This is a genomic window from Burkholderia anthinoferrum (assembly GCF_002925705.1).
In the GTDB taxonomy this organism is placed as follows: Bacteria; Pseudomonadota; Gammaproteobacteria; order Burkholderiales; family Burkholderiaceae; genus Burkholderia; species Burkholderia semiarida.
The window spans coordinates 69659-84188 of record NZ_LFZP01000058.1; the positions used below are offsets into that span (position 1 = coordinate 69659).

General features: G+C 68.4%; 14 protein-coding genes. 7 read left to right on the forward strand and 7 right to left on the reverse strand.

What is annotated here, in order from left to right; all coding sequences use genetic code 11:
• Positions 1-11 precede the first annotated feature (11 nt).
• Positions 12-857, forward strand: a complete 846-nt coding sequence (locus C5F75_RS28455) for an MBL fold metallo-hydrolase (RefSeq protein WP_104013117.1) — start codon at positions 12-14, stop codon at positions 855-857.
• Positions 858-1169: 312 nt separating this feature from the next.
• Complete coding sequence (locus C5F75_RS28465) at positions 1170-2735, forward strand: methyl-accepting chemotaxis protein (protein WP_104013094.1); 1566 nt, start codon at positions 1170-1172, stop codon at positions 2733-2735.
• Between the two features lie 15 nt (positions 2736-2750).
• Here the strand turns inward: C5F75_RS28465 and C5F75_RS28470 are convergent, their stop codons facing one another.
• The 4 genes from C5F75_RS28470 to C5F75_RS28485 are packed head-to-tail and all read right to left on the reverse strand — an operon-like array spanning position 2751 to position 8448.
• Positions 2751-4028: an MFS transporter gene (locus C5F75_RS28470; protein ID WP_104013095.1), complete on the reverse strand. Its 1278-nt coding sequence runs from the start codon at positions 4026-4028 to the stop codon at positions 2751-2753.
• Between the two features lie 28 nt (positions 4029-4056).
• Entirely contained in the window at positions 4057-6879 is a 2823-nt protein-coding gene (locus C5F75_RS28475) for a molybdopterin-dependent oxidoreductase (protein ID WP_104013096.1), read from the reverse strand.
• Positions 6860-7714, reverse strand: a complete 855-nt coding sequence (locus tag C5F75_RS28480; protein ID WP_104013118.1) for an FAD binding domain-containing protein — start codon at positions 7712-7714, stop codon at positions 6860-6862. Before C5F75_RS28480 ends, C5F75_RS28475 begins: the two co-directional genes overlap by 20 nt.
• A 56-nt stretch (positions 7715-7770) precedes the next feature.
• Positions 7771-8448, reverse strand: a complete 678-nt coding sequence (locus C5F75_RS28485) for a TetR family transcriptional regulator (RefSeq protein WP_059579268.1) — start codon at positions 8446-8448, stop codon at positions 7771-7773.
• A gap of 333 nt (positions 8449-8781) precedes the next feature.
• Between C5F75_RS28485 and C5F75_RS28490 the strand changes: the two genes are divergently transcribed.
• From C5F75_RS28490 to C5F75_RS28500, 3 genes are all read left to right on the forward strand, one after another.
• On the forward strand, positions 8782-10164 hold the full coding sequence (locus C5F75_RS28490; protein WP_089465948.1) for a sensor histidine kinase: 1383 nt from the start codon (positions 8782-8784) through the stop codon (positions 10162-10164).
• A gap of 297 nt (positions 10165-10461) precedes the next feature.
• Positions 10462-10851: a BON domain-containing protein gene (locus C5F75_RS28495; RefSeq protein WP_059579260.1), complete on the forward strand. Its 390-nt coding sequence runs from the start codon at positions 10462-10464 to the stop codon at positions 10849-10851.
• 78 nt (positions 10852-10929) lie between these two features.
• On the forward strand, positions 10930-11397 hold the full coding sequence (locus C5F75_RS28500; protein WP_060009116.1) for a DUF3331 domain-containing protein: 468 nt from the start codon (positions 10930-10932) through the stop codon (positions 11395-11397).
• 5 nt (positions 11398-11402) lie between these two features.
• Here C5F75_RS28500 and C5F75_RS28505 read toward each other — a convergent pair whose 3' ends face one another.
• The 3 genes from C5F75_RS28505 to C5F75_RS28515 form a co-directional block, all read right to left on the reverse strand.
• Positions 11403-11852 (reverse strand): universal stress protein, encoded by a 450-nt coding sequence (locus C5F75_RS28505; protein WP_258048608.1) that lies wholly within the window; start codon positions 11850-11852, stop codon positions 11403-11405.
• Between the two features lie 81 nt (positions 11853-11933).
• Positions 11934-12470 (reverse strand): RNA polymerase sigma factor, encoded by a 537-nt coding sequence (locus tag C5F75_RS28510; protein ID WP_059579252.1) that lies wholly within the window; start codon positions 12468-12470, stop codon positions 11934-11936.
• A 96-nt stretch (positions 12471-12566) separates the two neighbouring features.
• Positions 12567-12797 carry a DUF4148 domain-containing protein gene (locus C5F75_RS28515; RefSeq protein WP_104013098.1) on the reverse strand — a complete coding sequence of 77 codons (231 nt, stop codon included), beginning with the start codon at positions 12795-12797 and terminating at the stop codon, positions 12567-12569.
• Between the two features lie 480 nt (positions 12798-13277).
• Here C5F75_RS28515 and C5F75_RS28520 point away from each other — a divergent pair, with 480 nt between their 5' ends.
• Entirely contained in the window at positions 13278-13949 is a 672-nt protein-coding gene (locus C5F75_RS28520) for a response regulator transcription factor (RefSeq protein WP_059638998.1), read from the forward strand.
• A 145-nt stretch (positions 13950-14094) separates the two neighbouring features.
• Positions 14095-14478, forward strand: a complete 384-nt coding sequence (locus tag C5F75_RS28525; RefSeq protein WP_104013099.1) for a response regulator transcription factor — start codon at positions 14095-14097, stop codon at positions 14476-14478.
• The last annotated feature ends 52 nt before the right edge of the window (positions 14479-14530 follow it).

Sequence of the window (14530 nt, forward strand, 5' to 3'; positions counted from 1 at the left end):
GGAGAAGCATGGTGTCCAACATGACGTTTCCCGGCCGGCGTGTCGGGGATTTCACGATCACCGCGATCAGCGACGGCTACCTCACGGCCGGCCTCGATGTCCTGTCGAATATCGACGTGGCCGATGCTGCCGGGATGCAGCGTGCGGCCGGCCAGCAGCAGCCGTCCGCCGTGCATATCAATTGCTACGTGGTGCGCGGCGCGGGCCGCACGATTCTCGTCGACGCAGGGGCTGGCGGCATCAAACAATGGGGCGGCCGCCTGAAGGACAATTTGCGGCTCGCCGGTTTCGAGCCTGCCGCGATCGACACCGTCCTGCTCACGCACGCCCATCCCGATCACGTCGGCGGGCTCGTGAATGGGGCCGGACAGGTTGCGTTTCCGAATGCGGAGCTGGTCGCGCATCGGCGCGAGGTCGAATTCTGGCGGGACGACGGCAACCTGAGCCGCGCCAGCGAGCGCGCCCGCGGCAATTTCCGGATCGCGCGTCAGGTATTCGACGCTTACGGCGACGCGCTTCGGGTCTTCGATGCAGGCGAGGTGCTGCCGGGGATCACGGCCCTGCCGCTGCCGGGGCATACCGACGGACATACCGGATACGTGCTCGAATCCGGCGATCAGGGCCTGCTCGTGTGGGGCGATATCGTGCATTTTCCGCACATCCAGATCAAGCGGCCGGACGTGTCGATTGCGTTCGACCACGATGCGTCGCAGGCGGTGGCGACGCGTTCGCGGCTGCTCGACCGGGTCAGCTCGGAACGGCTGCTGATCGCCGGCATGCATCTGGGAGAAGCGGGGTTCGCGCGAATCAGGAGAACGAACGGCGAATACGGCCTGTTTTACGAGACCGACGCGTGACGCGATGCCGGCGACCGGCGGGCGATGGTGAAGGACGCGTGGGAAAACGTTTGGCGGACCGCCGCGCACCCGCGCGACCCGTCGGCCGACGAGATCCGTTCGAGGTCCGGCGACGGCCGGTAGCCGTGCTGCATCCGCCTCTCTCTGTCGCAATCGTCCAGATTCGCGTCGCGTGCGGATAAAAGCCGCCCGTTTCCCGCGCCGTTAACGTGTTCGCAGCCCCGCGCCGCGCATTGCTCGATGGCGCGCGTCGTTCGTGTTCCGGAATTCACCTCCGCCGCTGGCCGTGCCGGGCCGGCTCAAGGGAACGTCATGCGAAAACAACTCACTATCCGTGGTGGCCTCCTCGCGACCATCGCCGGCTATACCGTGCTGCTCGTGCTGGTGGTCGGCGCCTGCATCGCGGCCCTCTACATGGGCAACGGCTCGCTCGAGGCGATGTATCGCGACGATACCGCGTCGCTGCTGCACCTGAAGACCAGCTCCGAGCGCATGCTCGTGCTGCGCGAACGCATGAGCGACGTCGCGCAGATCATCAGCGCCGGCCAGCCCGCGAAGGCCGAAGTCGCGCAGCTCCACACGCTGCTCAGGCAGAGCAACGACGAACTGGACGCGTACGCGCGTCTGCACGCGCGCGACGCCGGCGAACAGGCGCTGTTCGACACGCTGCAGACCCATCGTCGCGCGCTGCTCGACCGCGTGTTCCTGAAGGCGCTGTCGCAGCTCGACGGCGACGACGCATTCAACTTTCTCGACACGCAGCGCACCGCGCCGCCCGCGCTGTTCGCGGCCTACCAGGCGGCGATCGACGCGCTCGAATCGTTCCAGGTCACGCGCCAGAAGGCGCGCTACGATGCGGCCGGCGTCAATTTCCACCGAATCGTGTGGGGGATGGGCGCGGTCGCGGTGCTGGCGCTCGTCGTCGGCTTCGTTGCGCAGCGCGTGCTCGCGAAGGCGATCATCGAGCCGATCAACCTCGCGGTCGACCAGTTCGAGAAAATCTCGAAAGGCGACCTGACCGGCGCGGTCGTCGTGCCGGGCGAGAACGAAATGGCGTATCTGCTGAACGCGCTGAAGCGGATGCAGGACGGCCTCGTCGATACCGTGAGCCAGGTGCGCGCGAGCACCGAGACGATCGTCGGCGACGTGCGCACGATCGCGAGCGGCAACGTCGACCTGTCCGCGCGCACCGAGCAGCAGGCCGTATCGCTGCAGCAGGCAGCCGCGAGCGTCGAGCAACTGACGGCGGCCGTGCGCCAGAACGCGGACAACGCGCGCGATGCGCGCACGTACGTCGAGGGCGCGGCCGGCATCGCGTCGCGCGGCGGCGAAGCGATGCAGCGCGTCGTCGAGACGATGTCCGAAATCTCGCAGAGCTCCACGCGCATCTCCGGCATCGTCGGCGTGATCGAGAGCATTGCGTTTCAGACGAACATTCTCGCGTTGAACGCCGCCGTCGAAGCCGCGCGCGCGGGCGAGCAGGGGCGCGGGTTCGCGGTCGTCGCGACCGAGGTGCGCGGGCTCGCGCAGCGCTGTGCCGCCGCGGCGAAGGAAATTCGCGAGCTGATCGGCCATTCCGCGCGACGCGTCGAAGACGGCAGCGGCCTCGTCGCGCTGGCCGGCTCGGCGATGGCCGAGCTCGTCGCGGCGGTCGAGCGCGTCAACGCGATCATGGGCGAAACCAGCCAGGCATTCGACGAGCAGTCGTCGGGCATCGAACAGGTGAACACCGCGGTGATCCAGATGGAGCAGACGATGCAGCGCAATGCCGCGCTGGTCGAGGAGGCGGCGGCCGCGGCGCTGTCGCTGGACGAACAGGGCGCGCGGCTGAGCGCGGCGGTCGCGCAGTTCCGTCTGCGCGAAGCGGCGCTCGCGTGACGGGCCGCCCGGGACTCAAAGCGACCGGGCCTTCGTCTCCGGCAGCAGCAGCACCGCCAGCAGCACCACGCCATAGGCCGCGCCGGCGAAGATCGCGATCGCCGACGCGAGCCCCAGCGAATGGCTCAGCATGCCGACGAGGCTCGGAAACAGCGCGCCGATGCCGCGGCCGAAGTTGTACGTGAAGCTCTGCGCATTGCCGCGTACGGTCGATGGATACAGTTCCGTCAGGTATGCGCCGACCCCGCTGAAGATCCCGCAGGACGAGAAGCCCAGCGGAAAGCCAAGCCACAGCATCTGCGCATTCGAAAGCGGAAGCGTCAGGTACAGGCACACCGACGCGAGCGACAGCACCGAGAACAGCATGAAGTTGCGTCGGCGCCCCCACCAGTCGGACAGATACGCGCCGACGACATAGCCGCAGAACGACCCGACGACGATCACGAACAGATACGCGCCGGTGTCGAGCACGGACAGGTGCCGCTCGATCTTCAGGAAGGCCGGCAGCCACGTGGACATCGCATAGAAACCACCCTGGATGCCGGTGCACAGCAGCGCGGCCAGCACGGTGCGGCGCGCGTGCGAACGCGAGAAGATCGTCCACACCGACGGCTGGCCCGCGCCTTGCCGGCGCGCGGCGTCGGCCTGCACGAACGCTTCCGGTTCCGCCACGTGCTTGCGCACATACAGCACGAGCAGCGCCGGCACGATGCCGACCCAGAACAGGCTGCGCCACGCGAGCGACTCGGGCAGCACCGAGAACGCGATGCCGTAGAGCACCGCCGCGCAGCCCCAGCCGACGGCCCAGCCGCTCTGCACGAGGCCGACCGCCTTGCCGCGATGGGCCGGTGCGACGGTCTCGCCGATCAGCACGGCGCCCACCGCCCATTCGCCGCCGAAGCCGAGTCCTTGCAGCGCGCGCAGCACGAAAATCTGTTCGAAGTCCTGCGCGAAGCCGATCGCGAGCGTGCAGACCGAGAACCACAGGATCGTGCCTTGCAATACCTTGACGCGCCCGTAGCGGTCCGCGAGGATGCCGGCGATCCACCCGCCCACCGACGAGAAGATCAGCGTCACGGTGCTCAACAGCCCGGCCTTGCCGCGATCGAGGGCCCAGAGGTCGATCAGCGAGGCCAGCACGAAGCTGAACACCATGAAATCGAACGCGTCGGTCGCCCAGCCGGCGAATGCGGCCTTGAAGGCGCGCTTGCCGGCCGGATCGAGTTCCGCGTACCAGGACGAGCGCCGTGCGGCGCCCAGCGATGCTTGATCGGCTTGTCTCGTTGTCGTCATCGTTCTTGTTCGCCAGGTAGGAACGCCGCTATCGAAGCGCGGCGGCCGAGGTGCGGGCGGCGAGCGCGCGCAGCACGACGTCCGGCGTGGCGGGGGCTTCGCGGATGCGCACGCCGGTTGCATGATGAATCGCATTCAGGATGGCCGCCGCCGTCGGAACCAGCGCCGGCTCGCCGATGCCTTTCGCGCCGTACGGGCCGATGGCCGTCGGCGCCTCGATGAAGATCGACTGCACGTCGGGCATGTCGTGCACCGTCGGAATCACGTAGTCGTGCAGATTGTTGCCCTCGCCGGGGCGGTACTTCTCCATCAGCGCCATGCCGATGCCTTGCGCGACCGCGCCTTCGATCTGGCCTTCGAGCAGTGTCGGATTCACCATCCTGCCGACGTCGTGCGCGGCTACGACCTTCACCACGCGCACGCGCCCGCTGTCGCAATCAACCGCGACTTCCGCCATTTGCGCGCCGAACGCGTAGGTCGCGTACGGCGTGCCTTGCCCCGCCGCATCGAGCGACGTGGTCGGCGGATCGAAGCTTTCCTCGGCCGCGATCGCGTAGCCATGCGCGTCGACCGGCAGCGCACGCAGATCGAGCGGACGGCCGTCGACGGCGATGCCGCACGCATTGGCCGAAATGCGCGCATCGGAAGCCGCGCCGGCGAACGCGAGCAGCCGGCGGCGCAGCATCGTGCCGGCGAGAAAGGCGGCGCGACCGGTGACGAGGGTCTGGCGCGACGCCGACGTGCGGCCGCAATCCGGCGACAGCGCGGTGTCCGGCCCGATGAAGTGCAGGCGGTCGACCGGCACGCCGAGCGCATCGGCGGCGATTTGCGGAATGACGGTGTTCGCGCCCTGGCCGGCGTCCACCGCGCCCTGGTGCAGGACGATCGTGCCGTCGGGCCGGATGCCGAAGCGCACGGTCGACGGGTTCGGCAACGCGGTGTTGCCGCAGCCGTAGAAGAAGGCGGCCACGCCGACGCCGTGGCGCAGATGCCCCGGCGACGCCGCATTGAGCGTCGCGAGCCGCGCGTGTGCGTCGCGCCACGCGGGGCGCAGCGCATCGAGGCACGCGACGAGCCCCACGCTGTCGTCGAGCACCTGGCCCGTCGGCAGCGCGTCGCCGGGCCGCAGCGCGTTCATCGCGCGGAATTCGAGCGGATCGATGCCGGTCGCGAACGCGAGCTCGTCGATCAGCTGCTCCTGCGACATCGTCGTCTGCGGCACGCCGAAGCCGCGAAAGGCGCCGGCCGGCGTGACGTGGGTATGAATCGCGCGCGAGCGCGCCGTGTAGTGGGGAATCACGTACGGCCCGCCGGCATGCACGGGCACGCGGTTCGCGATGGCCGTTCCCCACGACGCGAACGCGCCGGTGTTGTAGTCGCCGTCGAACGTCACCGCGCGCAGCCGGCCGTCGGCATCGGCCGCCATGCTGGACGTGATGCGCGCCGGATGGCGCTTGGTCGACGTGGCCATCGATTCCTCGCGCGAGAACACCATCGCGACGGGCCGCCCGAGATGCCACGCCGCGATCGCGAGCAGCGGCTGGACCGTCATGTCCAGCTTGCCGCCGAAGCCGCCGCCGACCGCGGTCGCGACGACGCGCACCTGTTCGGGCGGTATCGCGAGAATGCGCGCGAGATCGGCGCGATGCGGATGCGGCGCTTGCGTCGACGAATGAATCTCGACGGTGTCGCCCACGCGCCTCGCCCAGCCGGCCTCCGGTTCGAGATACGCATGCTCGACGAAACTCGATGCGAACGTGGCCGTGACGACGTGGCGGGCGTCCCGTAACGCGCGCTCGGCATCGCCGCGGCGCACGAGCCCCTCGATCAGCACGTTGCCGGGGCGATCGGCGTGCAGTTGCGGGCTGTCGTCACGCCTCGCATCGTCGACCGCGAGGACCGGCTGCAGCGGTTCCCACCGCACCGGAAAGCGATCGAGGTCGAGCGCGGCGATCGCCGCGCGCTCGCCGACCACCAGCGCGACCGCTTCGAGATGGTGGCGCGCCTCGTGCTCCGCCAGCACGGGCTGGTCCGCATACGGGGTCGCGACGCCGTGCACGTTGAGGCCGGGCACGTCGGCGTGCGTGAGGATGCGATGCACGCCCGGATGCGCGTCGACGAATGCGGCGAGGTCGCCGAACGTGAAGCGCGCGCGGTGATGCGGACAACGCACGGCGCGCAGGAACAGGCTGTCGGCCGGATATGCATCCGCGCCGAAGCGCTGGCTGCCGTCGACTTTCCCGGGGCCGTCGAGGCGCGTGAGCGGGACGCCGACGGACGGCCCTTCGGCCGGCGCGGGCGTCCGGCCGCGCGCGGCCGCCCCGCAGCCGACCTCGGTCACGGCATCGACGATCTTCTGGTAACCCGTGCAGCGGCACAGCACGCCGTCGATCGCGGCCCGCGCGCTCGCACGGTCGGTGACTTCGCCGGCGTCGATCGCTGCCGCCGCCGCGGTGAGCATGCCCGGCGTGCAAAAACCGCATTGCACCGCCTGATGGGCGAGCAACGCGTCCTGCAGGCGGCTGCCGCACCGCGTGCCGTCGGCCAGGCCTTCGACCGTGACGATGCGGCGCCCCGCGACCTGCGCGACGGGAATCAGGCACGCGTAGCGCGCCTCGCCGTCGACGATCACCGTGCAACTGCCGCAATCGCCCTGACGGCACCCTTCCTTGGTGCCGAACTGGCGCAGGTCGGCGCGCAGGTGGTCGATCAGCCGCTGCGCGCGGTCTGCCGGCAGGCCGCGCCGCGTACCGTTGAGTTCGAACCAGTCCGGCTCGGGGCGAGCCGGAGCGCTGTCGTCCGCTGTCGTATCGCGTACGTCGGCAAGCGGGTCAGGCGGGGAGTGGGCCACGGGCGTTCTCCTCGATGCAGCATGTGAAGGCGCGCGACACGGCCAGCCGCGCGAGATGAAGGCGATGCACTGCCGTCGCGCGGCAGTCGTCGACCGGCGTCAGCTCCGCGAGCGGCGCCGCTGCGATCGTGTCGGTAAGGTCGTCGCACCGGCGGCCGGCCAGCGCGGCCTCGAGCGCCCGCATCCGGCGCGCGACGCCGGATGCGCCGCCCACGGCGACGGCCGCTGCCGCTATCGTGCCGGCGGCATCGACGCGCAGCCGCGCGGCGGCCGATACGACGGCGATCGCCGGGCCGTCGCGATTCGTGTATTTGATGAACGACGTGCGATCGTGCGCGGGCGGTTGTACGAACAGCACGGCAACCAGCAGTTCGTCCGCATCGCGCGCGACCACGCGATTGCCGAGCAGGAATTCGGCCAACGGCAAGCGGCGCACGCCGCGCACGCTCGCCAGTTCGACGTGCGCGTCGAGCGCGAGCAGCGCGGGGATGCCGTCCGCGACCGGCGACGCGTGGCACACGTTTCCGCCGATCGTTCCCTGCACCCGAATCTGCCGCGGCCCGATGGTGGCGGCGGCTTCCGTGAGTGCCGTCGGCAGCCATGCCGTGCGCGCGATCGCGGCCCACGTGCTGGCCGCGCCGATCCGGACGACGCCGTCGCGCAGCGCGATGCCGTGCAGCGCGTCGATGCGGCTGACGTCCAGCCATGACGACCGGGCAGGCACGAGCGCGAGCTCCGCGAAGAGGTCCGTGGCCCCGCACACGATGCGCGGCCGCGGTTCGGCGGCGAGCGCGCCGAGTACTTCGTCGAGGGTGTGGGCGCGAAGATAGTTCATCACGACGGTGTGGGAATCTTCATGATTACGCGCGCCGATCTCGGCACGCAACGCATTCAATCGCCGGTCGATGCATCCTTGCGGACGACCCGCAGCACGCTGTCGATCACGAACGCTTCCCAGCGGCGCATGGCATCCGGCGCATTCAGTTCCTCGCCGAGGAATGCGGACAGCGTATAACGGTTCGACGTATAAAAATACGCGGCCGAAATGATCAGCAGGAATACGTCGCGTGCGTTCAACCCGCTGCGGAACAACCCCTGTTCGACACCGCTGTCGAGAATCCGTGTGACGATCTGCACCGCGTGCGACGAATATTCGCCGCGCCGCTCGAGCTTCGACAAGTGCTTGCCCTGGTGCAGGTTCTCGGTATTGAGCAGCGTGATGAAATCGGGATTGCGCCAATAGTAGTCCAGTTTGAAGCGGATCACGGACTTCAGCGCTTCGACGGGATCGGAAGGATCGGGCGCCATCCTGAGCTCCGCCTCGTCCATCCGCCGGTAGATGCCCTCGAGCACCGCGACGAACAGCCCCTCCTTGCTCCCGTAGTAGTAGTAGATCATCCGGTCATAGGACTTCGCCAGCCTGGAAATCCGCTCCACGCTGCCGCCTTCGTAGCCGTAGCGCGCGAACACCTTGGTCGCCGCGCGCAGGATCTTGTCGCGGGTTTCCTGTGCCGCTGCCTCCCGGACACCGGTTCCGCGCACCGCCTTGCCTTTTGCTGCCTGAGTCATACCGTTCCTACACCGGCACGGCCGCATGGCCATGCCGCATGAAAATACCCGAGATGGCGGCATTCCTTGAATTTGATACAGGGAACGCTACATGAATGTGAGGATTCTACTGATCTCGCGAGCGGTGCGCAACAAAAGATAAATATCGATATAAATCAATGCTTTATCGTTGTGGTTTGGGGGTGGTTGGCCGCCGGACAACGCACCGTAAACGTATCTTCACATTTTTATTTCGAGAAAGTGCTGCTAACATTCGTTTGTGGAGTACTCACTACATGAAACATAGAATTCAGGTCGGACGAGGCCGAAATCCGGTACGCGGGAGATAGACGCATGAACAACGAACTCGACGATTCCTGCAGCGCTTTCGCTGCGCGGACGGTGTGGAAATCGGCCGCCGACGCGGCCGGTCCCGACATGAGCCCGGTCCTCGACGAACTGATGGGTCGATCGCTGCTCGCGCCGGACATGCACGTGTTGCGTCACGTGTCGCGCGCGATGGCCGACGAGGTGCCGCCGGCGGCGCGCATCGGCGCGCTGCTCGATGCCGCGATGCACGGCGCGGCGGCCACGTGGGGGGCGATCGCGGTCCTGCGCGAAGGCGGCTGGGAGCGGGCCGCCGACGCGACCGCGCCGAATGCGCCGCGCCGGGAGCGACCGCCGGCCGATCGACTGCCGGTTCCGATCGTCGCCGCCGCCGTGCACCTGCGCAACGGGCTCGTGCTGCGCGATGCCTGCGCGGCCGACCAATGGCGCACCGACGACTACGTGCGCCGGCGCAAGCCGCGCGCGGTGATCTGCGTGCCGATCCGATGCAACGGCGCATTGCTCGGTGCGCTGTATCTCGAACACGGCGACTTGCCGGGCATCTTCACGCCGGCGAAGGTCGCGCTCGTGGAGATGATCGCGCTGCACGCGGGGTTCGTCCTGGAGAACCTGCGGTTGCGCGACGAGCTTGCCGTGCAGCACGCGCGGCTGTCCACGATGGAAGCGGCGATGCGTGACGCACAGTCCGAGATGGATCGCGTCGGCCGGCTCACCGCGTACGGCGAGCTGGCGGCGTCGATCGTGCACGAGGTCGCGCAGCCGGTCACGGCGATCGACACGTCCGCGCGCGCCGGGCTGAACTGGCTCGATCGCGGCGTGCCGAATATCGACGCGGCCCGCGAGATGCTCGCGCACATCTGCGCATGCGCGGTGCGTGCGCGGACCATCATCAGCGCGTTGCGCGCGAAGGCGCGGCAGGCGGCGCCGGTGTTCGCCGAGTTCGATCTCGCGGATGCACTGCGCGAGACGGCCGACATCCTGGAAAGCACGCTCGACGCGATGAAGGTGCGTTTGCGGATCGACGGATGCGCGGCGCCGCTGCCGATGCACGGCGAACGCACGCAGTTGCAGCAGGCGATCATCAGCCTGCTGATGAACGGCGCCGAGTCCATGCTGCGCACGCCCGAGCACGAGCGTGTCATCGTACTGACGTGCGAGTCGGACCGGAACCGGGTGTGCATCCGGATCGACGATCGCGGCGACGGCTTCGATCCGCAGCTGGCCGCGCGTCTCTTCGAGCCGCTGTTCACCACGAAGCCGCACGGAATGGGCATGGGATTGTCGATCTGCAAATCCATCGTCGACGCGCATCACGGTCAGCTCGCGCTGACGCCGCGGCAGGACGGCGGAACGCGGGCAACGGTGACGCTTCCGCTGTTTCCGATGTGAGCGCGCCTGGTTCGACTGCGAGCGGATGCACATGAACGGACCGGATGCCTATACCAACGTATGCGATACCTCATGCCGATGCATCACCCCGAACACCTGCAGATGCTATGGAGCGCGTCGACACATCCCCTTATGCTGGATCCACCGGTACACGGATCGCAACGACGACGGTTTCGCGGCATGCGTCGCGCCTGATGCGCGAAGCTGCGCACGCGCGATCCGCTCGCATCGTGACGATGCAGGTCACCGGCACATGCGTAGTGGTCGACTCGATACCAGACATCCAAGGAATCCATCATGAAACTCCGACACATCGTCGTAACCGGCGGCCTGGCCGTCGTCCTGATCGCAGGCGTCAACCTGCGCGCGTTCGCCGACGAGCGGCTCGATACCGCCGGCGCGAACGCCGCGGTCACGTCCACGCCGGCGGCCGGCACGTCGAAGAAGGCGGTGCGGGCAGCCAACCGCACGTTCTCGCGCACGGTCGAGAAGGCGTTGTACCGGACGAAGGGGCTGGAAGGCATGCCGATCGCGGTGTTCGGCAACGCGGCGACCGGACGCGTCACGCTGTCGGGCCAGATCACGAGCGAAGACCAGGATCGTCTGGCGGTCGAGGCGGCGCGCAAGGTGCGCGGCGTTACGTCGGTCAACAGCCGGCTCACGCTGCGCGAGGAAGGCGGCGCCTGAGCGACGCGCGGGCGCATCGCCGGCGGCATGCGTGCGCCCGCTTTCATACGACTGACCCGATCGGTGGGAGAAATGGTGATGGCGACACTGCCTGAAGCAGACATCATGATTCGCACGTTGATCAATGTCCTCCATCCTTCGCTGGAGCAACGCGACGTGTGCCTGCAGGCGCAGCGCACGCGATACAAGTCGCGTCGCCTCGGCTTGCGCCTGGACGACGACGATCGCGCATTCGCGCGAGACGAGCCGCTTTCCGCGATCGCGGTGATCGAGCGCCTTTCGTCGTCGTTGATCAGCGTGTCATGGAGCGATGCGCGTTCGGGGCGATACACCGAGCAGATCTGGTGCAGGAGCCGCGCACGCGCGCCGGCGGTCTGCGCGTTGACGGGGCGCGCGATCGAGCGCGGTGACCGCGTGTTTCGTCCGCGCGCGAGCGATGTCTGCCTGAGTGCCAATCGGCAGCGCATGATCCTCGCCGCGACCATTGCGCCATGCAGCGACGCACCGGTGCACGACGCGGTCGAGCGGGTCGAGGCGGCCGCGTGACGGGCCTACGCCGCATCGACCGTCACGACGATCAGGGACACGCCGCGAAGGCGCTCGGCCAGATCGAAATGGACGGGGCGCCCGCGCCACCAGCGCGCGATTCCGCTGCGGGCCCGGTGCCCGACGACGACGAGGTCGGCGCGCGTCGTCATCGCATGCGCGGCGACGGCATCGGCCGCACGTCCGAAGCGCACGAAGCCGCGCGCGACGATGCCGTCGTCGGCGAGCGTGCCGAGCGCGCGTTGCAGATCGTCCCGGGCGAACTCCTCGAGACGACGGTGCGCGAGATCGCTGAGCAGCCCGGCCGACTGCGCGTTCGCGGTTGCCGGGTCGACCACGGCCACGACGTCGACCGCCGCGGACAGCGCGCGCGACAGCGCCGAACATCGCGCAAGCGCGGCCTGAGCCTCATCGGTTCCGTCATAGACGAGTAGCATCCTGGAAAGCGCTGACATGTGGGTTTCGAGTCGTGAAGGGCCGGGTGCCTCCGTCGTCGCGGAAGCGCTTGCCTACACTGAACACGCGACGCGCGCGGTTTATTCCGCGGCCGGTCGTGCAAGCCGCGCGTGCGCCGTGCCGGATGCATCGAGCGCGACGCGAATCGCTTTGCGCGCCCGCGATATCCGGCTCATGATGGTGCCGACCGGGACGTCCAATGCGGCGGCGGCTTGCCGATAGCTGAGTCCGTCGATGCTGACGAGCAGCAGCGCGCTGCGCTGCGATGCCGGCAACCGCTCGACGGCGGCGAGGATCTGGCCGACGGCGACGCGCGTCTCGGATGCGGCGCGCGGATCGGCGACCGTCTCCGCCGCTGCGTGGCTCCATTCGAGCAGCAGGCGATCGCGATGATTGCGCCGGCGCAGTTCGTTGAGCCAGATCGAATGGATGATCGAGAAGACCCAGCTGACGGGCGATGTGCCGGCCCGCAACTGATGCGCGCGTTCGAGGGCGCGAAGGCAGGCGCGCTGCACGAGCTCGTCCGCGTCGTGTCGATTCGCGGTCAACCGCATCGCGAACGACCGCAGGCGCGGCAGCAGGTCGGGAAGCATCGTTGCAAGTTCGGTTCGCTTCATGGGAAGGCGGCGTGCCCGAAGTCGCGGGGGCAACGCGGTTACGGCGCGGATGCCGGCGGTGCGCGCCGGTACCCGGCCGGTTGGCAGGACGGGCGATCAATGCCCGGAATAGAGCTTCCTGAGCGCGTCGAGCTCGCCGTTCCGACGCGCGAGCGCGAGCTCATGGCGGACTTCCGAGCGGGTCTTCGGCATCGCGGCGACGGGCGCCCATTGCGTGACAGCCGGTGCGTCGTAGCCGGCGGCGGCCGACTCGGCGGGGGACGCCGCGTACACCGATGCGGTGGTTGCAAGGGCGGCGAGCACGAAGGTGATTTTCGAGGCATTCATGTGAATCTCCTGGAGCGGGATGGATCGGAACGGAGTCGCGGCACCCGATGGCGACGCCCGCATGGGGCCGCCGCGTCGTGGTTGGCGTCAGGTGCCGCCGTGTGTGTATTGAGCGCCTGGCAGGTATCTCGCATGTGTCCGGTGCGCGCCGTTTTGCAAGGTCATGTATCGATGCGAAAACCCGATACATGCGGATACAGATGCGCGCGACGGCGGGCGCAAGCGGAGCGGGTCGGGCAGGCGACGTTCGCGTTCGTCTGCGCGCCGGCGCCGCCGTACGCGCGAGTGCCGCGCGCGTGACGAAGTCGAGGCGGGGCATGAACCGCGGGTGCGCGGCCCGCGGTTGCCGCGGCGGAGGGCGGCTGGAATAATCCGCGGGGGGTGCGTGTTTTCAAGGGTGCCGCGCGCCGCGCGGCGTGCGTCGCGATGCCGTCGAACCGACCGCGGCCGCTCCAGCACATTCACAAGCGAAGAATTGCAATGCCCGAGATCAGAATGCCAAACGTGGCGCCTTCATCCGAAGACCAAAGCGGCCGTGTCGTCTACGTCGTCGACGACGACGAATTCGTGCGGGCCGCGTTGACCGGCCTGCTGCGCTCGATCGACCTGGAGGTGCACGCATTTGCGTCGACCGAAGCATTTCTCGCGGCGCCGAAGGGCAGCGGCCCGTCGTGCCTCGTGCTCGACGTGCGGTTGCGCGGGCAAAGCGGGATCGCGTTCCAGAAGTCGCTGGTCGAGAACGGCGGTCCGCAGATGCCGATCATCTTCATGACGGGGCACGGCGACATCGCGATGACGGTGAAGGCGATGAAGGCGGGCGCGGTGGATTTCCTGACCAAGCCGTTTCACGACCAGGAAATGATCGATGCAGTGGTGGCGGCGCTTGAGCGCGACGCGAAGCGCCTGGAGGCCAGCCAGTCGCTGCTCGACCTGCGCGCATGCTGGGAATCGCTGACGCCGCGCGAACGCGAGGTGCTGCAACACGTCGCGACGGGGCTGATGAACAAGCAGGTGGCGGGGAACATGGGCATTGCGGAGATCACGGCGAAGATCCATCGCGGCCAGGCGATGCGAAAGATGAAGTGCCGTTCGGTCGCCGAACTGGTGCGCAAGATGAGTGCGCTCGGCATCGAGCTGCCCGCCGGCGATTAGCGTGAACCGGCCCGGGCCGAGCGCGGTCGGCGCAAGGCCGACCCATACGTAGATATGGTGGCGGCGCGGCAGCGCGCGGGTATGCTGGCGATCTGGATCGCAGTATGTGGGACGGGCCGGTCCGTTCCCCTCGCCATCAGCACGGATGCCTCTTTCACTCTCAGCCACCGATCTCGTAGCGATTGTCGACGACGACCCGTTCGTGCGCGCCGCCGTGAGAAGCCTCGTGCGGTCGCTGGGCGGGAACGCGTGCGAGTTCGCGTCGGGAGCGGCATTCCTCGCGTCGGACGTGTCGCGCCGCGCGGGTTGCCTGATCTGCGACGTCCAGATGCCGGTGATGGACGGCATCGACCTGCTGGCGCGGATCGACGCGCTGGGCCTGCGCATTCCCACGCTGTTCGTCACGGCGTTCGCGACGGCGCGCGAACGCGAGCGCGTGCGCGCGAGCACCGCGCTGTGCCTGCTGGAAAAGCCGCTCGATGCGCGGGAGCTCGAAACGTGGCTCGCGCGTGCGCTCGGTTACGTCTGATCGGCGGCCGTGCCGCGCTGCCAACCTAAACCTTCGTAGGGGATGAATGGCC